14 protein-coding genes are annotated in these 19,942 nt (G+C 55.4%); 4 read left to right on the top strand and 10 right to left on the bottom strand.

What is annotated here, in order from left to right; all coding sequences use genetic code 11:
* Positions 1–22 precede the first annotated feature (22 nt).
* The 5 genes from MARLIPOL_RS06830 to sdhC form a co-directional block, all read right to left on the bottom strand.
* The gene (locus tag MARLIPOL_RS06830; protein ID WP_012137316.1) at positions 23–2,857 is read right to left on the bottom strand and encodes a 2-oxoglutarate dehydrogenase E1 component; all 2,835 of its coding nucleotides are present in this window, start codon (positions 2,855–2,857) and stop codon (positions 23–25) included.
* 310 nt (positions 2,858–3,167) lie between these two features.
* Positions 3,168–3,872, bottom strand: a complete 705-nt coding sequence (locus MARLIPOL_RS06825; protein WP_012137315.1) for a succinate dehydrogenase iron-sulfur subunit — start codon at positions 3,870–3,872, stop codon at positions 3,168–3,170.
* Positions 3,873–3,886: 14 nt separating this feature from the next.
* Positions 3,887–5,659 (bottom strand): succinate dehydrogenase flavoprotein subunit, encoded by a 1,773-nt coding sequence (gene sdhA / locus MARLIPOL_RS06820; RefSeq protein WP_012137314.1) that lies wholly within the window; start codon positions 5,657–5,659, stop codon positions 3,887–3,889.
* 3 nt (positions 5,660–5,662) lie between these two features.
* Complete coding sequence (gene sdhD / locus MARLIPOL_RS06815) at positions 5,663–6,013, bottom strand: succinate dehydrogenase, hydrophobic membrane anchor protein (protein WP_012137313.1); 351 nt, start codon at positions 6,011–6,013, stop codon at positions 5,663–5,665.
* The gene (gene sdhC / locus MARLIPOL_RS06810; protein WP_012137312.1) at positions 6,001–6,381 is read right to left on the bottom strand and encodes a succinate dehydrogenase, cytochrome b556 subunit; all 381 of its coding nucleotides are present in this window, start codon (positions 6,379–6,381) and stop codon (positions 6,001–6,003) included. Before sdhC ends, sdhD begins: the two co-directional genes overlap by 13 nt.
* A gap of 484 nt (positions 6,382–6,865) precedes the next feature.
* On the opposite strand from sdhC, the gene gltA reads away from it, so the two are divergent.
* Positions 6,866–8,140 (top strand): citrate synthase, encoded by a 1,275-nt coding sequence (gltA, locus tag MARLIPOL_RS06805; RefSeq protein ID WP_012137311.1) that lies wholly within the window; start codon positions 6,866–6,868, stop codon positions 8,138–8,140.
* Positions 8,141–8,257: 117 nt separating this feature from the next.
* The gene (locus tag MARLIPOL_RS06800) at positions 8,258–9,133 is read left to right on the top strand and encodes an NAD(P)-dependent oxidoreductase (protein ID WP_012137310.1); all 876 of its coding nucleotides are present in this window, start codon (positions 8,258–8,260) and stop codon (positions 9,131–9,133) included.
* A gap of 48 nt (positions 9,134–9,181) precedes the next feature.
* On the opposite strand, the gene topA is transcribed toward MARLIPOL_RS06800, so the two are convergent.
* The 3 genes from topA to fadB form a co-directional block, all read right to left on the bottom strand.
* The gene (gene topA, locus MARLIPOL_RS06795; RefSeq protein WP_012137309.1) at positions 9,182–11,821 is read right to left on the bottom strand and encodes a type I DNA topoisomerase; all 2,640 of its coding nucleotides are present in this window, start codon (positions 11,819–11,821) and stop codon (positions 9,182–9,184) included.
* Positions 11,822–12,068: 247 nt separating this feature from the next.
* Positions 12,069–13,244: an acetyl-CoA C-acyltransferase FadA gene (gene fadA / locus MARLIPOL_RS06790; RefSeq protein WP_012137308.1), complete on the bottom strand. Its 1,176-nt coding sequence runs from the start codon at positions 13,242–13,244 to the stop codon at positions 12,069–12,071.
* Between the two features lie 33 nt (positions 13,245–13,277).
* Positions 13,278–15,425, bottom strand: a complete 2,148-nt coding sequence (gene fadB, locus MARLIPOL_RS06785) for a fatty acid oxidation complex subunit alpha FadB (protein ID WP_012137307.1) — start codon at positions 15,423–15,425, stop codon at positions 13,278–13,280.
* Positions 15,426–15,862: 437 nt separating this feature from the next.
* Between fadB and MARLIPOL_RS06780 the strand changes: the two genes are divergently transcribed.
* Together MARLIPOL_RS06780 and MARLIPOL_RS06775 are read left to right on the top strand one after the other, a co-directional pair.
* Positions 15,863–16,678, top strand: coding sequence for a hypothetical protein (locus tag MARLIPOL_RS06780; protein WP_012137306.1), 816 nt, complete (start codon positions 15,863–15,865; stop codon positions 16,676–16,678).
* 162 nt (positions 16,679–16,840) lie between these two features.
* Positions 16,841–17,272 (top strand): universal stress protein, encoded by a 432-nt coding sequence (locus MARLIPOL_RS06775; RefSeq protein WP_012137305.1) that lies wholly within the window; start codon positions 16,841–16,843, stop codon positions 17,270–17,272.
* 62 nt (positions 17,273–17,334) lie between these two features.
* Here MARLIPOL_RS06775 and MARLIPOL_RS06770 read toward each other — a convergent pair whose 3' ends face one another.
* The gene (locus tag MARLIPOL_RS06770; RefSeq protein WP_012137304.1) at positions 17,335–18,000 is read right to left on the bottom strand and encodes a DUF6901 family protein; all 666 of its coding nucleotides are present in this window, start codon (positions 17,998–18,000) and stop codon (positions 17,335–17,337) included.
* Positions 17,997–19,925 carry an ATP-binding cassette domain-containing protein gene (locus MARLIPOL_RS06765; protein WP_012137303.1) on the bottom strand — a complete coding sequence of 643 codons (1,929 nt, stop codon included), beginning with the start codon at positions 19,923–19,925 and terminating at the stop codon, positions 17,997–17,999. Before MARLIPOL_RS06765 ends, MARLIPOL_RS06770 begins: the two co-directional genes overlap by 4 nt.
* Between the last annotated feature and the right edge of the window lie 17 nt (positions 19,926–19,942).

Raw genomic sequence — 19,942 nt, 5'->3', positions numbered from 1 at the left:
GGATCCTTAGTTCGGTAGCTCGTCAGATTTCAAACGCGTCGTTAACCAGTTTCTTCTGCTCTTCGATGTGAACGGACATGTGTCCACATGCAGGAGCAGCCGAAGCATCACGACCGGCATACTGAAGATACAATTTCGGGTTCTTGCGGTGCAGTGCATTACGCATATGGTGCTGACTGCAATACCAGGCACCCTGGTTCATCGGTTCTTCCTGACACCAGACTACATGCTTGAGTTTGGGGTACAGGGCCAGAACCTCATCCATGTCATCACCCGGGAACGGATACAGTTGCTCGATACGAACAATCGCAACATCTTCCCGCTCATCCGCCTTTTTCTTTTCAAGCAGATCGAAGTAAACCTTGCCGCTGCACATGATCAGGCGGGTGATCTTCTTCGGATCGGACGGCTCTTTCTCCTGCAATACAGTCTGGAACGTGCCGGAGGTCAGGTCGTCCAGATCGGAGGTAGCCTCCTTATGACGCAGCAGACTCTTCGGGGTAATCGCTACCAGCGGCTTGCGCAGCGGGCGCTTCACCTGACGGCGAAGCATATGGAAAACCTGAGACGGAGTCGTCGGCACACACACTTGTATATTGTGTTCGGCACACAGCTGCAGGAAACGCTCAAGGCGCGCAGAACTGTGCTCCGGCCCCTGCCCTTCGTAACCGTGAGGCAGAAGCAACGTCAGGCCGCACAGACGGCCCCACTTGTGCTCCCCACTGGTCAGGAACTGGTCAATAACCACCTGGGCGCCGTTGGCAAAGTCACCAAACTGGGCTTCCCAGACAACCAGCCCATTGGGAGCCGTTGTGGAGTAGCCATATTCAAAGGCCATGACGGCTTCTTCAGACAACAGCGAGTCATAGATTTCGAACTTAGGCTGATCCTCGGACAAGTGCTCCAGGGCGGTGTAGGTGGATCCGCCTTTCTGATTGTGCAGTACCGCGTGACGGTGGGAGAAAGTGCCGCGCCCAACGTCCTGACCGGTCAGGCGAATGGGATGCCCCTCTTCCAACAACGTTGCGTAGGCCATGACCTCGCCATAACCCCAGTTGATGCCCAGGGCACCGGCGGTCATTTTCTCGCGGTCACTGATGATTTTCGACACCTGGCGCTGAACACTGAAGCCTTCCGGAACATGAGTGAGCTTCTTGCCCAGTTTCTGGATGGTTTTCAGTGACACACTGGACTTACACTTGGCAGTCCATTCGTGGCCAAGGAATGGCGTCCAGTCAACGTAGAGTTCCTTGTTAGGCTCCTTGACCAGAGACTTGACCACGTGATCACCTTCATCAAGCGCATCACGATAGTCCAGATCCATCTGCTTGGACTCATCTTCGGAGATAATACCGTCAGCAATCAACGCGTCCGCGTATAGCGCACGGGTGGTTTTCAGCTTACGGATCTTTTCATACATGACCGGCTGGGTGGCCGCCGGCTCATCCGCCTCGTTATGGCCACGACGGCGATAGCAGACCAGATCAATCACCACGTCCCGCTTGAACTCGTTGCGGTAGTCCATGGCCATCTGGGTAACAAACATCACCGCTTCCGGGTCATCCGCATTCACGTGCAGGATGGGCGCCTGAACCATCTTGGCGACATCTGTGCAGTATTCCGTCGAGCGCGCGTCTTCCTGTTTGCTGGTGGTGAAACCAACCTGGTTGTTGATCACGATATGGATCGTACCGCCGATGCCATAGCCCCGGGTCTGGGACATCTGGAAGGTTTCCATCACCACGCCCTGGCCGGCGAACGCCGCATCGCCGTGCATGATGATCGGAACGACCTGGGTACCATCGTTGTCGTTACGACGAGTCTGACGAGCTCGAACCGAGCCCTCAACAACCGGAGAAACGATTTCTAGGTGGGAAGGGTTGAAGGCCATCGCCAGGTGAACTTCGCCGCCCGGCGTCATCACGTTGGATGAGAAGCCCTGATGGTATTTCACATCGCCGGAGCCAGAATCGGCCAGCTTCTTACCCTCAAACTCGTCAAAGAGCTCTTTCGGGTTCTTGCCCAGGGTATTCACCAGCACGTTCAGGCGGCCACGGTGTGCCATGCCGAGAACAATTTCCTTGGCGCCATATGAGCCGGCACGCTGGATCAGTTCATCAAGACAGGGAATCAGGCTTTCGCCACCTTCAAGGCCAAAACGTTTAACACCGGGATAACGAGAGCCCAGATACTTCTCCAGACCTTCCGCGGCTGTCAGACGCTCAAGAATATGTTTACGGGTTTTCGCTTCGTACTCGGGCCGTGAACGGACCGGCTCCATGCGTTGCTGGAACCAACGCTTGATTCGGGTGTCGACCACGTGCATGTACTCGGCACCAACACTTTCACAATACGTCTGACGCAGACCTTTGATGATATCGCCGAGCTTCATGGTTTCAGAACCAAAGCTCAGGGAACCGGTCTGGAACTCCAGGTCGTTGTCGGCTTCAGAGAGTTCGTGAAAGGTCGGATCGAGATCTTCTACCGTGGGACGCTGCCAGACTCCCAGCGGATCCAGCTTTGATTCCTGGTGACCACGGAAACGAAAGGCATTGATCAGCTGTAGAACACGAATCTGCTTTTTATCAGCATCGGAGGTTGCACTGGCCGGGACACCATTGGCCAGGAAACGCTGATTGCGGGAGATGTGTTCGAATTGTTCGCGGATGGAAGAGTGGACAATATCACGACCTTTATAGCCGTCAACGCTGGGAAGCTTGTCAAAGTAGCTGCGCCACTCTTCGGGAACGGCATTGGGGTCTGTCAGGTAGGTTTCAAAAAGCTGTTCAACATAGGCCAGATTTCCCCCCTGCAAGTGGGAAGTCTGCCATAACTGCTCCATTATGCTTTCGTGCATTTTGAATAGCTCACCTTGGGCTGGTGCGGGGGAGCTCAGTATGGTCGGCCAGGGGTAAATCTCAGTCAATACGGGTTTTTACGGGATCGACTTTGGCCACCACACCCAGCAAGGATGTTTTCCGTTCCCCGGTGGTTTTGTACTCAGCGAAACCGCGAGACAACCTTTTAAGTTCCCGTCACGGCCCGCGTAGTGTGCACCCTGTTAAGACTTTTGACTATAAGCCTTTGGTTGAAGGCCCCGCGCCGTTGCAGGGCCTTCCGGATGCTAGCTGATCAGAACAGTATAGCGTTAGTTTTATTTTCTGCTTTTAAGTCGCCCGCTGGAGCAGAAGATTCCGAATATGGCCGATTGCCCTTGTGGGGTTCAGGCCTTTCGGACAAACGCTGACACAGTTCATGATGCCCCGGCAGCGGAAAACGCTGAACGGGTCATCCAGATTGGCAAGACGCTCGGCTTGAGCGGTATCGCGGCTGTCCGCCAGGAAGCGGTAGGCCTGAAGCAGACCGGCCGGTCCAACGAACTTGTCCGGATTCCACCAGAACGATGGACAGGACGTGGAGCAGCAGGCACAGAGAATACACTCGTACAGGCCGTCCAGCTTCTCGCGGTCCTCGGGAGACTGCAGGCGCTCAATCGCAGGCGCAGGCTGGTCGTTCACAAGGTACGGCATAACCTTTTCGTACTGCTTGTAGAACAGGCCCATATCCACCACCAGGTCACGAATAACCGGCAGCCCTGGCAGGGGGCGAAGAACAAGCTTGTTGTTCTTGAGCACCTGGGACATGGGCGTGATGCACGCCAGACCATTCTTGCCATTCATGTTCATGCCGTCAGAGCCACAAACACCCTCACGACAGGAGCGACGATAGGCGATAGACGGATCCTTCTCCTTCAGCAAGTTCAGGACATCCAGGACCATCAGATCCTTGCCTTCCGGAAGCTCCAGCTCCACGTCCTGCATATAGGGCGCGTTGTCAGTTTCCGGGTTATAACGGTAAAGGCTTACCAACATTTTGTGCGTCCCCCTTAGTAAGTCCGGATCTTCGGCTGGAAGGTGTCGACGGTCTTCGGTGAGAAGTTCACGTCACGCTTGCCAACACGCTTCTCGAGCGGGAAGTATACGGAGTGCTTCAGCCAGTTCTCGTCATCACGCTCGGTGAAGTCGTTACGGGCATGGGCACCGCGGCTTTCCTTACGCTCAAAGGCAGAGATAGCCGTGGCCAGGGCAACTTCGTACAGGTTATCCAGTTCCAGCGCTTCAATCCGCGCAGTGTTGAACGCGCTGCTGGTATCAGCCAGCTTGGTCTTGCGAACACGTTCACCGATGGATTCAAGCTTCTTCAAGCCCTCTTCCATGCTACTACCGTCACGGAACACACCGAAATACAATTGCATGCAGTTCTGCAGATCCTTACGGACCTCAGCAACACTTTCACCTTCAGAGGCACTGTTCAGGCGATCAAGGCGGGCCATGGCACGCTTGATATCTTCCTCGCTGGCACCATCGACCTCAAAGCCACCACGAAGCTGCTCTTCGATATGAAGACCCGCCGCACGACCGAAGACCACCAAGTCCAGCAGGGAGTTACCGCCCAGACGGTTGGCACCGTGTACAGACACACAAGCCGCTTCACCACAGGCAAACAGGCCGGGAATCGGCTTGTCGTTGCCATTTTCGTCCTGGGTCAGGGCCTGACCACCCACGTTGGTCGGAATACCACCCATCATGTAGTGACAGGTCGGAACAACCGGGATTGGCTCTTTCACAGGATCCACGTGAGCGAAGGTGCGGGACAGCTCACAGATACCCGGCAGACGCAGGTTCAGGGTTTCTTCACCCAAATGGTCCAGCTTCAGCAGGACGTGATCCTTGTCAGGACCACAGCCGCGACCTTCAAGGATTTCGATAACCATTGAGCGCGCGACCACATCACGACCCGCCAGATCTTTCGCGTTCGGAGCGTAACGCTCCATAAACCGCTCGCCTTCGGCGTTGATGAGATAACCGCCCTCACCCCGGCAGCCTTCTGTTACCAGTGTGCCGGCACCGTGGATACCGGTCGGATGGAACTGCCACATTTCCATGTCCTGCACCGGATAGCCTGCGCGCAGGGCCATACCAATACCGTCACCGGTGTTGATCAGGGCGTTAGTGGTGGAGGCGTAGATACGGCCGGCACCGCCAGTGGCGAGAACCGTTGCCTTACACTTGATGTAGGCCACTTCGCCGGTTTCGATTTCAATGGCAACAACACCAACGACTTCGTCCTTGCTGTTCTTGACCAGATCGACCGCGTACCACTCGTTGAGGAACGTCGTGCCACCTTTCAGGTTGGCCTGGTAAAGGGTGTGCAGCAGCGCATGACCGGTACGGTCGGCAGCGGCACAGGTACGGGCAGCCTGGCCACCTTTACCGTAGTCCTTGGACTGACCACCAAACGGACGCTGGTAAATACGGCCCTGCTCGGTGCGGGAAAACGGCAGCCCCATGTGCTCCAGCTCGAAAACGGCCTGAGGACCTACCGAGCACATGTACTCAATGGCGTCCTGGTCACCGATATAGTCTGACCCCTTGACGGTGTCATACATATGCCAGCGCCAGTCATCGTTGGGATCAGCACTGGCGATAGCGCAGGTGATACCACCCTGGGCAGACACCGTGTGGGAACGGGTCGGAAATACTTTTGTGATACACGCAGTGTTGACGCCTGACTCGGTCAGCTGCAGGGCCGCTCGCATACCGGCACCGCCACCACCGATAACAATCGCGTCGTAAGACATGGTCTTGATATTAGCCATTGATTAAAGCCCCCAAAGAATCTGAATGCCCCAGACCACATAGACGAACATGGTCAGACCACAAGCCGCCTGAACCAGGAAGCGCGGTGCCATGGCCTTGATGTAATCGGTTGTGACGGTCCAGAGCCCTACCCAGGCGTGGGCACCGATAGAAAGCAGCGCCAGCAGGGTAAAGATGCGGAACCAGGTCTGCCCGAACAGTGCTGACCACGTTTCATAATTTACGTCGCTGAACACCATAAAGCCCAGCAGGAACAGTGTGTAGAGTGCCAGAACATAGGCGGTAACACGCTGAATCAACCAGTCATAAACGCCACTGCGGCCCAGATTCGTTACGCTGTTTACGCTGCCCATACCCAGACTCCTGCCAGAACGATGAGAATGACGGAAACCACAATCGTGATCTTCGCGGCGAGGCGGCCACTTTCTAGCTCTTCACCAATGCCCATATCCATCAACAGGTGTTTGATACCTGCCACCAGGTGGTAAAGCAGAGCAGACAAAATGCCCCAGATGATCAGCTTTGCAAGGAAGCTGTCCAGCAAATCATTGACGCGACTGAAGCCTTCTTCCCCGGACAGGGAAAGCTGAAGCCCGTAAAGCAGGAACGCAACACCAACAAAAATGATGATGCCGCTGATACGGTGCAATATGGACGTAATGGCTGGCAGCGGAAAATGAAACTTGCCGAGATCGAGATTAACTGGTCGTTTGCTATTCACAGCGCTCTCACACTCTCTCTTGGTTCCACAATCGGTCGAAGTGACCGGTGCAGATAGTTGGTATGTAAGGATCGGTGTGCTGATACGAAACCGGCACACGATTGGCTCAGGAGGAAGAATACACCCTGCCCACCCGGCGCTACCGACGTTGGAAAGCGCCCAGGCAGAATCTATCCTCGATTCCGGGCTAGGGATTATAAGGAGTACCCCTGTTAATTACAAACGCGCAACTCGCCTAAGCGCCTGTAATCAGCGGCCTCGCACCGGCTATAAGAATTATTGACAAATTTAATTTTGCCGTGAAAAGGGCCTTGTTCGTGTATTCCCTCATTTACACGGAATGTCAAATAATGGTTTTTCCGCCCTCTTCCATTGACAAAAAAAGCCAACGCCCTATATTTTGCCGCCAGTTTTGCGATAATACGCGCCTTCTAGCGCATCCAAATACTGAAAAGCTGTCAAAGCTGATATATAGGAGAGCACCATGACCGACAGGAAAGCCACGCTCTCGGTGGGTGACAAGTCCATTGAGCTACCGGTTTACTCAGGCACCGTCGGCCCCGACGTTATCGACGTACGGAGTCTGGTCCAGGAAGGCGTATTTACCTACGATCCGGGTTTTGTATCCACCGCAGCCTGCGAATCCAAGATTACCTACATCGATGGCGCCAACGGCGTGCTGCTTCACCGCGGCTACCCCATCGAACAGCTGGCGGAAAATTCCGATTACCTGGAAGTCTGCTACCTCCTGCTGAAAGGCGAACTGCCGACCGCAGACGAAAACAGGAAGTTCCACGACACCATCAAAAACCACACCATGCTGCACGACCAGATGCGCAATTTCTTCCAGGGTTTCCGCCGGGATGCGCATCCGATGGCAATCATGTGTGGTGTCGTAGGCGCCCTGTCCGCGTTCTATCACGACCAGATGGACGTCACTGACGCACATCAGCGTGAGATTACTGCGCACCGCCTGATTGCCAAAATGCCGACCATCGCGGCATGGTGCTACAAGTACAGCATCGGTCAGCCGTTCATGTATCCGCGCAACGACCTCTCCTATTCCGAGAACTTCCTGCAGATGATGTTTGGCGTACCCTGTGAAGAGTACAAGCCGAACCCGATCCTGGCGAAAGCCATGGACAAGATCTTCATCCTGCACGCCGATCACGAGCAGAATGCCTCTACCTCTACCGTGCGCCTGGCCGGCTCCACCGGCGCCAACCCCTACGCCTGTATTGCGTCCGGTATTGCCGCCCTGTGGGGCCCGGCTCACGGCGGCGCCAACGAGGCCGTCCTGGACATGCTGGCAGAAATCGGTGACGAGAAGAACATCGAGAAGTTCATCGCCAAGGCCAAGGACAAAGACGATCCGTTCCGCCTGATGGGCTTTGGCCACCGGGTTTACAAGAACTTCGACCCGCGCGCCAAGGTGATGGCCGAAACCGCTCACGAAGTACTGAGCGAGCTGGGCCTGGAAAACGATCCTCTGCTGAAGATCGCCCAGCGCCTGGAGAAGATCGCGCTGGAAGACGAATACTTCGTCAAGCGCAAGCTGTACCCGAACGTGGACTTCTACTCTGGCCTGATCCTCAAGGCCATCGGTATCCCCACGTCCATGTTCACAGTGATCTTTGCCATGTCACGCACCATCGGCTGGTTCTCCCACTGGAACGAGATGGTATCCGGGGACTACCGCATTGGCCGTCCGCGCCAGCTGTATACCGGTCCCGAAAGCCGCGATTACGACAAAAAGTAATCCTCCGGAAAACCGGAACCCCGAAAAGGCCGCTGACTCAGCGGCCTTTTTTTTGTGCGCGGGATAAGTGGCCTATGATAAGTTAACCCAATTACAACCACGCTCAGGAGAGGATGAATGACCACCACAGCTGCCTTTATCGGACTGGGTGTCATGGGCTATCCCATGGCAGGTCATCTGGCAAATGCCGGTTATGACGTCAGGGTTTGGAACCGAACTTTTTCCAAGGCTGAGGCCTGGACAAAAGATTATTCGGGAACCGCCTGCCAATCTATCGCCGAAGCCGTCCGGAATGCCGACATCGTGCTGACATGCGTGGGGGCCGACAAGGATCTTTTAGCCGTCTATGAGGGCAGCGAAGGCATCATTTCAAACGCCCCCGAAGGTGCCATTCTGGTTGACCATACCACCGCATCCGCAGGCATCGCCGAGCAACTCGCGCAATCAGCGAAAGCAAGGAGCCAGGGCTTTATCGATGCCCCGGTTTCCGGCGGCCAACAAGGCGCCGAGAATGGTCAGCTCACCATCATGTGCGGTGGCGAACCGCCGATATTCGAGCGCGCAAAGCCCATTCTTGAATGCTACTCAAGAGCCCTTAACCTGATGGGGCCAGCCGGCAGTGGCCAGAAAACCAAAATGGTCAATCAGATTGCTATTGCCGGCCTGGTACAGGGCCTTTCTGAAGCCCTGCACTTCGCCGAACAGGCCGAGCTTGATGTGCGCAAGGTAGTGGATGTGATTTCAAAGGGGGCTGCCCAATCCTGGCAGATGGAAAACCGCTCCGGAACGATGATCGACGGCAAATTCGATTATGGCTTTGCCGTCGACTGGATGCGCAAGGATCTTGGGATATGCCTTGAGGAGGCCCGCCAGAACGGCGCCAAGTTGCCTGTAACGGCCTTGGTGGACCAGTTCTATGGGGATGTCCAGGATATGGGAGGGCGCCGCTGGGACACCTCCTCGCTGATTCAGCGCTTACGGAAGTCTCGATAACCCCCGCTCCTCAAACCCCTCTCCCGCGAGGGGAGAGGGGGAGAACTTCTATTTCTTCTCCTTCGGCTGCCACTTCCCGTTCACATACCACGCCGACCAGCCCGTCGCCTTGCCCTCTTTCTCAGACATGACGTACTGCTCCTTGCTCTTGCGGCTGTAGCGAATCACCGTCGGATTACCTTCCGGATCACGCTCAGGCGCATCCATCAGGAAATCGTACTTCGGATCAATTTCCTTACGGTGCGGTTTGATCTCCATCACCAGCGGTGGCCGGGTTTCCCGATTCTTCGGGAATTTGCTGGCCGCCAGGAACAGGCCGGAAGCGCCGTCCCGCAGCACGTAGGTGTCGTCCACCTTCTGGCACTGGAGTTCGGGCATCGGCACCGGATCCATCTTGGGCGGAGCGGGCTCGCCACTCTTGAGTAGCTTACGGGTATTCTTGCATTCCGTGTTGGTGCAGCCGAAATACTTGCCGAATCGGCCGGTTTTCAACTGCATCTCGGAACCACACTTGTCGCATTCCAGTGTCGGCCCTTCGTAACCCTTGATGCGGAAGGTACCCTTCTCCACCTCAAAACCGGAACAGTCAGGGTTATTACCACACACATGCAGTTTGCGGCCTTCGTCCACCAGGTAGCTGTCCATGGCGGTTCCACATTTCGGACAACGGCGCTTCTTGCGAAGCAATCGGGTTTCGCCCTCGCCTTCCACATCATCATCAGCGCTGACCACTTCATCCCCGGAAACCAGGTTGATGGTGGTTTTGCAGCGCTCCTTGGGTGGCAAGGAATAGCCGGAACATCCGAGGAACACGCCGGTACTGGCTACGCGAATCTGCATCGGGCGGCTGCAGGTCGGGCACGGAATGTCCGTTTCCGTCGGTGTATTGGCCCGCATGCTCCCGTCTTCACTGCCTTCAGCGGTTTCCAGTTGTTTGCGGAAACGGCTGTAGAAGTCGTTCAGAACCTTTTTCCAGTCCACCTCACCTTCAGCGATATCATCCAGCTCACCTTCCATCTTGGCGGTGAAATCAAAATCCATCAGGTTCGGGAAGGACTCGGACAGCCGTTCAGTGACAATCTCGCCCATTTTCTCGGCGTAGAAACGGCGGTTTTGCAACCTGACGTAGCCCCGGTCCTGAATGGTGGAAATAATAGAGGCGTATGTGGATGGACGCCCGATACCCTGCTTCTCCAACTCCTTGACCAGGCTCGCTTCCGTATATCGGGGTGCCGGTTTGGTAAAGTGCTGGCTCGGGTCCAGTTTGGCCAGATCCAGGGTTTCATCAACCTTGATGTCCGGCAACGCCACATCTTCATCTTTCTTTGCAGACTGAGGCGCAGCCTTGAGGAAACCGTCAAACTTGATGATGCGGCCACGGGTACGCAGCTCGTAGTCTCCATTAGCCACGACAATGGACGTGCTCAGAAATTCGGCGTCGGCCATCTGGCATGCCATGAACTGGCGCCAGATCAGGTCGTAGAGCTTCTCAGCATCCTTTTCCAGGCCGCTGATGTCTGATGGCCGGCGACTGACCTCCGTCGGGCGAATCGCCTCGTGGGCCTCCTGAGCGCCCTCCTTGCTGCCATATACCCTGGGCTTCTCTGGTAAGTACCGATCACCGAACTGCTTCGCGATAAAATCGCGGCAACCGGCTACCGCGTCCTGACTCAGGTTGGTTGAGTCCGTCCGCATGTAGGTGATGTACCCCGCCTCATACAAGCGTTGCGCCAGCATCATGGTCTTCTTGACGCTGAACCCCATACGATTACTGGCCGCTTGTTGCAGCGTGGAGGTGATAAACGGCGCCGAAGGCCGGGATCTTGTCGGCTTGTCTTCCCGCTTGGCAACACGGAACGAGCCGCCTTTCAGGCGATCAACATGCTCGCTGCTTTGTTGCTCGTTAACAGGTCGGTAGGGTTTGTCCTGGTAACGGGTGACTTCGAAGCGCACCGGCTCTTTGGCCTGCTCGGCACCAAGATCCGCATGCAATTGCCAGAATTCTTCCGGAATGAACTTGCGGATTTCGCGCTCACGCTCGACGATCAGGCGTACTGCTACAGACTGGACACGCCCCGCCGACAACCCCCGGGCAATCTTGGCCCACAGCAGCGGCGACACCATGTAACCCACGACCCGGTCGAGGAAACGCCGCGCCTGCTGAGCATTCACACGGTTATTGTCCAGAGCACCCGGATCGTCAAAGGCCGCCTGGATCGCGCGCTTGGTAATCTCGTTGAAGACAACACGGCGGTACTTGTCAGACTCGCCACCGATGGTTTGCTGAAGATGCCAGGCAATCGCCTCCCCTTCGCGGTCCAAATCCGTTGCCAGATAGATATGGTCGGCGGACTTCGCCAGCCGCTTGAGTTCGCTGACAACCTTTTCCTTGCCGGGCAGGATCTCGTACCGGGCGCTCCAGTCCTGATCCGGGTCCACACCCATCCGGGCGACCAGCTGCTCGCGGGCCTTGCGCTTCTTGTGCGCCGCCTTCTCTTCCGGGCTCATCTTGCGCGTTGCCGCTGCCTGTTTCGCACGTTCTTTTGGATCTGACTGAGAGCCACTGCCGCTGACGGGAAGATCACGAATATGCCCGACGCTCGACTTCACGATGAAGTCCGAGCCCAGATATTTGTTGATGGTCTTCGCTTTCGCTGGCGACTCGACAATAACGAGACTTTTACCCATATCGGAGATCTGTATCCTTGGCGATAATCGGTTAAAAAATCAGCAAACCGTAAACTCGCTGTAAAATCAGTCGGCTAGAAAACACTAAATAGCCGTCACATTGTATAGGTGCATTGTTTTACAGGGTCAAGAAAAGCAAGACAACCCATTCTTTAGTTTCCGCCCTGCTTTTTTAAAGGAAGCATAAACAGGAAGGCCCGGCAATTGCCGGGCCTTCAGGACAGCGTTACCGATTCGGCCTACCGAATCAGAGACGCTCCCATACCGTTGCAATGCCCTGACCCAGGCCGATACACATGGTGGATACACCAAGCTTACCGCCTTTGGCCTGCATAACGTTCAGCAGGGTTGTGGAGATACGTGCACCAGAGCAGCCCAGCGGATGACCCAGGGCAATCGCGCCGCCGTTCAGGTTCACTTTCTCTTCCATCACGCCCAGCAGCTTCAGATCCTTCAGGACCGGCAGGGACTGACCCGCGAAGGCTTCGTTTAGTTCCCAGAAGTCGATATCCTCGACTTTCAGGCCAGCACGCTTCAGTGCCTTCTTGGTGGCCGGGACCGGACCGTAACCCATAATTGCGGGATCACAACCGGCAACCGCCATGCCGCGAATCCGGGCAATCGGCTTCAGACCCAACGCTTCAGCACGTTCCGCAGACATCAGCACCATAGCCGCTGCGCCATCGGTCAGCTGAGAAGAGGTGCCAGCAGTCACGGTACCGTTCTTCGGATCAAACGCTGGCTTCAGCTGGCCCAGGGACTCAGCAGTGGTCTCCGGACGAATGGTTTCGTCGTTCTCGATCAGTACCTTGAAGCCATTCTCATCGTGACCCTCGATGGGTACGATTTCGTTCTTGAAGCGGCCTTCTACTGTCGCTTCGTGGGCCAGGCGATGAGAACGCGCACCAAACTCATCCTGCTGCTCACGGGTGATACCGTGCATCTTCGCCAGCATTTCCGCAGTCAGGCCCATCATGTTGGAAGCCTTGGCGGAATACTTGGAAGCAGCCGGGTTGTGATCAAAACCGGCGGTCATGGGTACGTGGCCCATGTGCTCAACACCGCCAACCACGAACACATCACCGTTACCGGTCTGGATCGCCTGGGCGGCGGTGTGGATCGCGCTCATGGCAGAACCACACAGACGGTTGACGGTCTGTGCCGCTGACTCGTGCGGGATGCGGGTCAGCAATGAAATCTGACGCGCCACGTTAAAGCCCTGTTCTTTGGTCTGGTTCACACAGCCCCAAATCACGTCTTCAACTTCTTTCGCGTCGAGCTTCGGGTTGCGCTCAAACAGTGCTTCGATCAGCGCGGCAGACAGTGTTTCGGCACGCACGTTGCGGAAGCAGCCATTTTTGGCACGCCCCATCGGAGTCCGCACGCAATCGACGACGACAACGTCTCTCGGATTAAGGCTCATAGATCTTTCTCCGTTCGGAAATCTCGTTCAGGGTTAGCCAAAGAACTTTTTGCCAGTCTTGGCCATTTCACGCAGCTTCTCGGTCGGCTGATACAGAGGACCGAGATCTGCAAACTTGTCTGCCAGTTCGACGAATTTGTCTACACCCATATCGTCGATATAGCGCAGGGCACCACCACGGAACGGCGGGAAGCCGATACCGAAGATCAGACCCATATCAGCATCTGCCGGATCTTCGACGATGCCGTCTTCCAGGCAGCGAACGGTTTCCAGACACAGAGGAATCATCATACGGGCGATGATGTCTTCGTCGCTGAAATCGTTCTTACCCTGAACAACCGGCTCGAGCAGCTTGTAGACTTCTTCGTCGACAACCTTCTTCTGTTTGCCCTTGCGGTCCAGTTCGTACTTGTAGAAGCCCTTGTCGTTCTTCTGTCCGTAACGGTTGTTCTCGAACATCACTTCGACACCGGACTTGAAGTCGGACTTCATGCGATCCGGGAAGCCTTCCGCCATCACCTCGTCGGCGTGCTTGGCGGTATCCATGCCAACAACGTCCAGCAGGTATGCGGGGCCCATCGGCCAACCGAACTTTTCCATGACCTTGTCGACTTTCTGGAAATCGGCGCCGTCACGCAGCAGGCCGGCAAAGCCGCCAAAGTAAGGGAACAGAACACGGTTAACCAGGAAGCCCGGGCAGTCGTTAACCACGATCGGCGTCTTGCCCATGGCCTTCGCGTAAGCCACGGTGGTCGCGATAGCACGGTCGCTGGTCTTCGAGCCACGGATAACCTCAACCAGCGGCATCATGTGCACCGGGTTGAAGAAGTGCATGCCACAGAAGTTTTCCGGACGCTTCAGGTTCTTGGCCAGAAGGTCGATGGAAATGGTAGAGGTGTTGGAGGTCAGGATGGCGTCATCACGAACCATCTCTTCGGTTTCACGCAGAACCGCATCTTTCACCTTCGGGTTTTCAACAACTGCCTCAACAACCAGGTCTACGTTCTTGAAATCACCGTAGTTCAGGGTCGGAGTGATGCTGTTGAGCACGTCGGCCATCTTGCCGGCGTCCATCTTGCCCTTGTCAACACGCTTGGACAGAAGCTTCTTGGCTTCCTTCAATCCCAGGGCGATACCGTCCTGGTTGATGTCCTTCATGATGATCGGTGTACCCTTCAGTGCGGACTGGTAGGCCACACCACCGCCCATGATTCCGGCACCCAGTACGGCCGCCAGTTTCACGTCAGCGGCTTCCTTCTCCCAGGCGCTGGCTTTCTTCTTGAGGGCCTGATCGTTCAGGAACAGACCTACCAGGCAGGCCGCCACGTTGGTCTTGGCCATCTTGGCAAAGCCTTTGGCTTCTACCTCGATTGCCTTGTCGCGGGTCATGCCGGCGTGCTTCTGCATCACCTTGATGGCTTCGACAGGCGCCGGATAGTTCTTGCCTGCTTTACCAGCGACGAACGCCTTGGAAATCTCGAACGCCATCATGCTTTCCATGGCGTTAAGCTTGATTTTGCCTTTCTTCTCTTCGCGACGCGCTTCGTTGTCCAGCTTGCCTTCGTTGCACTGATTGATAATGGCAACAGCCGCCTCAACCAACTTGTCGGCTTCTACAACAGCATCCACAGCGCCTACTTTCAGAGCGGCGTCAGCCCGATTTTCAGTACCACCACTGATCCACTCGATGGCATTATCCACGCCCACCAAACGGGACAGGCGCACAGTGCCGCCAAAGCCCGGGAAAATGCCCAGCTTGACCTCTGGCAGACCTACCTTGGCCTTGGGAGCCATAACGCGGTAGTCGGTCGCCAGGCACATTTCGAAACCACCGCCCAGTGCGATACCGTTGATGGCGGTAACCGTCGGGAACGGCAGATCTTCAATAGCGTTGAAAACTTCGTTGGCCTTGAGATTATTCGCAACGAGGTCTTCTTCGGAACCGGCAAACAGCTCGGTAAACTCGGTGATATCAGCACCGACAATGAAGCTGTCCTTGGAGCTGGTTACGACCAACCCTTTCAGGTTCTTCTGGGATTTGAGTGCTTCCGCTGCGGCGCCCAGTTCTTCGATGGTGAGACGGTTGAACTTGTTGACTGACTCGCCCTGCAAGTCAAAGTTCAACTGAGCGATCCCGCCTTCGATCTCTTTAACCGTGATGGCTTTACCTTCGTAAATCATCAACTGATCTCCAGTCTGTGTTTGGAACTGCTTGCAGACCCCTCGCCTTTTCAGATGTTGGCAAGTGCCTGCGGATGCAGCGAGATTTCGGTCACTGCCCGATAATTCGATTCAAAATTCATACAGTCGTTTGAATCGTGAGGGCACACGATGAAAAAAAACAGCTCATTTGTCAATTTGTTTCTGGAAGAATCGGTGCAAAAGTCTTCAGCGGAGGCGAAGGCACCGGGGAAACTGGTGATTCGAATTTATTGTTTTTCAGTGTGGTATATCCGCGTCTTAACAAAAACCGGAACTGCGTCACACAAATTTGGCAGCACTTTACATTTGCCCGTGTTACAGGCTGTAAAACCGCTTGATCGGCTGGCTGAGTTACTTTACCTTCGGACCGAGACTTTAGTCCACAATAATAAAACACACGTACGGAGATCTATCCGATGACCGACGCTCGCCTTCGGGTACGCTCACTCGTTGCAGCCCTGGTACTGCTCGCCCTTACTTCTTTTGCAGCACGAGCAGAAACCGGAGACGGATTTCTTTCCGACCTGCACAAGTTCCGTGTCAGCAACTACCTTGCCCTGGATGCTTACTATCGATTCAGCGCCAACGGTGACACCAACACCCTCAATGAAATTGTGGGCAACATTAATAACGCCAATACATCCATGAACAATCTCGCAGAAAGCACAGCGGGCATTCTCAGCAATGAAGATGTCGAAAAGCTCAACGGCGAATTCGATTCCTTCAAGAGCCTGATGCGGGACAATATTAACGATGTACGTAACACCGGCTACCCGGATCTTCGACTGGTTTCCGATATGGCCAACCAAGCACTGACGATGAGCCAGATGGCCACCGAGTTATACGACGTTTCCCGGGAAAGCAGCGAAACCTCCACCAGCTCCCGCGTGGAAGCGGCCAGATCCGCGGCCATCACCCTCGCCCAGATGATGGCCAAATATTCCGCCCGGACATACTCAACGGTCTCGCAGACATTCCAGGGCTCTTCAATAGAGGAGTCGCTGGATCAGCAAGCTCTCAGATTCGACATCTTGCTGGCCGAAATCAACAGGGGTGGCAAAAAGGGTGATCTCAAGAACACACTGGAGGATATCACCTCCAAGTGGCAGTTCATTCGTGGCTCCTACATCAATTACAACGAGAACAATGTGGCATTCGTGATTGATCGATACTCCAAAGGCATTCTCCGGGGCCTGGACACCACCATCACACTGCTCCAGAGCAACACCTGAGAACCACGGGGGCGGACTCCTCACTACCCTGCCCCCGTCAACTTTCCCCACACCCCGGTATCAGTGTTTTTTTGATACCTGTCAGTTCCGAACATTCGTTTTTCGACTATCCTGAAATCATGGTTATTCTGCAGAACCACTTGTTCGCTAAGGAGCAACGCAATGTCGAGCTATAAAAAGATGCTGGTGGCCATAGATCTGACCGAGGAGGCCCCCCAGGTTCTTAACAAGGCACAGGAAATCAGCAAAGCCCATGGCGCTGAATTGCTGCTGGTACATGTCGTGGAGCCCGTCGGGTATGCCTACGGCGGCGACATTCCGATGGATCTGACGGAATTGCAGGATCAACTGGACAAGGCTGCCAAGGAGCAACTCGCAGCCTATGGCAAGCAGTACGGCGTTACCGACAACAATCAGGTCATAACGGTGGGCAGGCCGGAGTCGGAAATACACAGACTGGCCAAAGAACAGGACGTTGACCTCATTATCGTTGGCAGTCATGGTCGTAAGGGCTTTCAGCTGTTGCTGGGATCAACCGCCAACGGCGTGCTTCACGGCACAGAGTGTGATGTCCTGGCAGTCCGGATTCACTAACTCCCCTCCGCTCACCGGCCCCTGGACTCTCCAGGTGGCCAGGTGGGTCAGGGTCAGGAAAATTACCCGCCGCCTTCCATCTTGCTTTCAAGCTTCCGTAATTGGCTCTCCAGCGAAAAGCTGACGCTAGATGCCATGGAAAAGAAATTCAGCAACGCTTTGAGGTTGCTGTCTCCCTCGCATACCGAATGGATTCTTTGCCACAACGCCTGGTTTACCAGCTGTAGGCGCTGGTTTCTCTCCACAAGGCCCTGTAGTTCCCAGTCGGGCTCCTTATGATTGCGTTTGGCGAAATATTGCTGGAGCAGGTAATGGGAAACACTTCTCATGATGAATTCATCGGTGCTGGCAAACGGCAGGTGATGAACGGCCATTGACCTGAGCTCGCCCAAAACCGGGCAGCCACTGGTCGCCATCTTCAATCCGAGCAACGACCGCAAGGCCTCCTCAAGTGAGGTGGACTTGGAGTACGTACGACGCTCATCAGTGACGCTTACATCCACTTTCTGATACGCCTCATCTGCCTTGAACGCAGTCACCACCGGCAGGATCTCTGTCGCGGCAGGACAATGAGGAGATTCCTCTGGTTTCAGTGGGCAATTTGAACACTGGCAATGCTCAAGCCGAGCCCAGGATGGCAAGGGTGAATCAACCTCCGAGGGCTGGCTTGTCACCTTAAAGTCAACCTGACGCCCATCCTGGAACCGAAAACTGTAATTAACATTCATTGATTGGCCTGTTCTTCCAACTCCATCCACCGCTCGATGACTTTTTCCAACCGGGCTTCCGTGTCCGCCAGCTCAGCCAGCGTCTTCGATACGCCTTCCGGTGGGCCTGAGTAAAATTCCGGGTCCGAGATTCGGTCCTGAAGCGCCGCAACCTCCGTTTCCAGCGACTCAATTTTGCCCGGCAATTCGTCCAGCTCAAGTTTAAGCTTATAACTCAGCTTTATGGGTTTCGATTTTGTGGATTCCGCCACAGCTGTGACATTTTGCTGCGGTGACGCCACCGGCTTTAAAGGCTTCGCCGGCTTTTCCCGACGGGCTGCCTTACGCTCTGCCGGAAAAAAACCACCTTGACGGCGCCAGTCACTGTAACCACCCACGTATTCCCTGACAGCTCCGGAACCATCCAGGAAAATGGTGTCTGTTACCACATTATCGAGGAATTCCCGATCGTGACTGATGACAATAACAGTGCCCTTGAACTCCACTAACTGTGCTTCAAGTAACTCCAGCGTTTCCACGTCCAGATCGTTGGTTGGCTCATCAAGCACCAGTATATTGGCCGGCTTGCTAAACAGCTTGGCCAGTAACAAACGCGCCCTCTCCCCTCCGGAGAACACGCTGACAGGCGATCGGGCCCGCTGGGGACTGAACAGAAACTCCTGGAGATAACCAAGAACGTGCTTGCTCTGACCGTTAATCTCGATGAATTCCCGCCCCTCAGAGAGGTTATCAAGGGCATTGCGCTCCAGATCCAACTCCCCCCGAAGCTGATCAAAGTAAGCCACTTCAAGGTTCGTGCCCAGTCGAATCGAACCTTCCGTAGGCTTCAGGTTTCCAAGCAGCAACCTCACCAGCGTGGTCTTTCCCGTGCCGTTTTCCCCCACCAGGCCGATCTTGTCGCCACGAAGGACCGTCAGGTTCATATCCTCAATCACCGGACTTCCATCCGGATAATGGAATCCAGCCTCTTTCGCTTCGACAACCAGCTTGCCCGACCGATCCGCATCTTCCACAACGAAGCTTGCGGTGCCACCCCGGACCCGGCGTTGGCGGTGCTCTTCACGCATCGCCTTCAGCGCCCTGACCCGCCCCATGTTGCGGGTTCTCCGCGCCTTGATCCCCTGTCTGATCCAGGCTTCTTCCTGTTTCAGACGCTTATCAAACAACGCGTTCTGTCGCTCCTCTTCCTCAAGCGCCTTCTCTTTCAACTCCAGGTACTTGTCATAAGTCGCCGAAAAACTGACCAGCTTCCCCCGATCCAGTTCCACAATCCGGGTCGCCATCTTGCGAATGAACGCCCGGTCGTGACTGACAAACAGGATGGCTCCACGGAACTGCCCAAGCGCCTCTTCCAGCCAGGCAATTGCAGGCACGTCCAGGTGGTTGGTCGGCTCGTCAAGCAACAGGATATCCGGTTCTGCAACCAGCGCTTTCGCCAACAGTACCCGCCGCTGCCAGCCCCCGGAGAGGGTGTTCAGAGTCTGCTCAGGATCAATACTGTACTGCTCGAGAATGGCGCCAACTTTTTGATCCAGCCGCCACCCGTCCAGTGCCTCCAGACGCTCCTGAACCTTCATCATCTGATCCAGGCTGGCCTCATCCGCCTGCTGCGACAACGAGTGAAAACGCGCCAGTAACTCGCCAGTTTCAGGGAAAGCGCTGGCGACCACCTCATAAGCCGTACGACGGTCTTCTGCAGGCAGATTCTGCGGTAGTACCGCCAGCCTCGCCCCTTCTTCCAGACGCACGACGCCGCCCTCTGGCGTGACTTCACCACTGACAATCCTGAGCAGCGTGGATTTACCTTCTCCGTTACGACCCAGCAGACACACCCGCTCCCCCGCTTCCATATTCAGCGAGGCTTTATCCAGCAGCGGCTGCATACCAAAAGCCAGGGAAATGGCATCCAGCGATAACAATGGCACCGTGTTATTACTCCTTA

Source organism: Marinobacter lipolyticus SM19 (assembly GCF_000397065.2).
In the GTDB taxonomy this organism is placed as follows: Bacteria; Pseudomonadota; Gammaproteobacteria; order Pseudomonadales; family Oleiphilaceae; genus Marinobacter; species Marinobacter lipolyticus.
The sequence above is the reverse complement of the archived record's forward strand: the minus strand, read 5'-3'. Positions and strand labels throughout refer to the sequence as shown.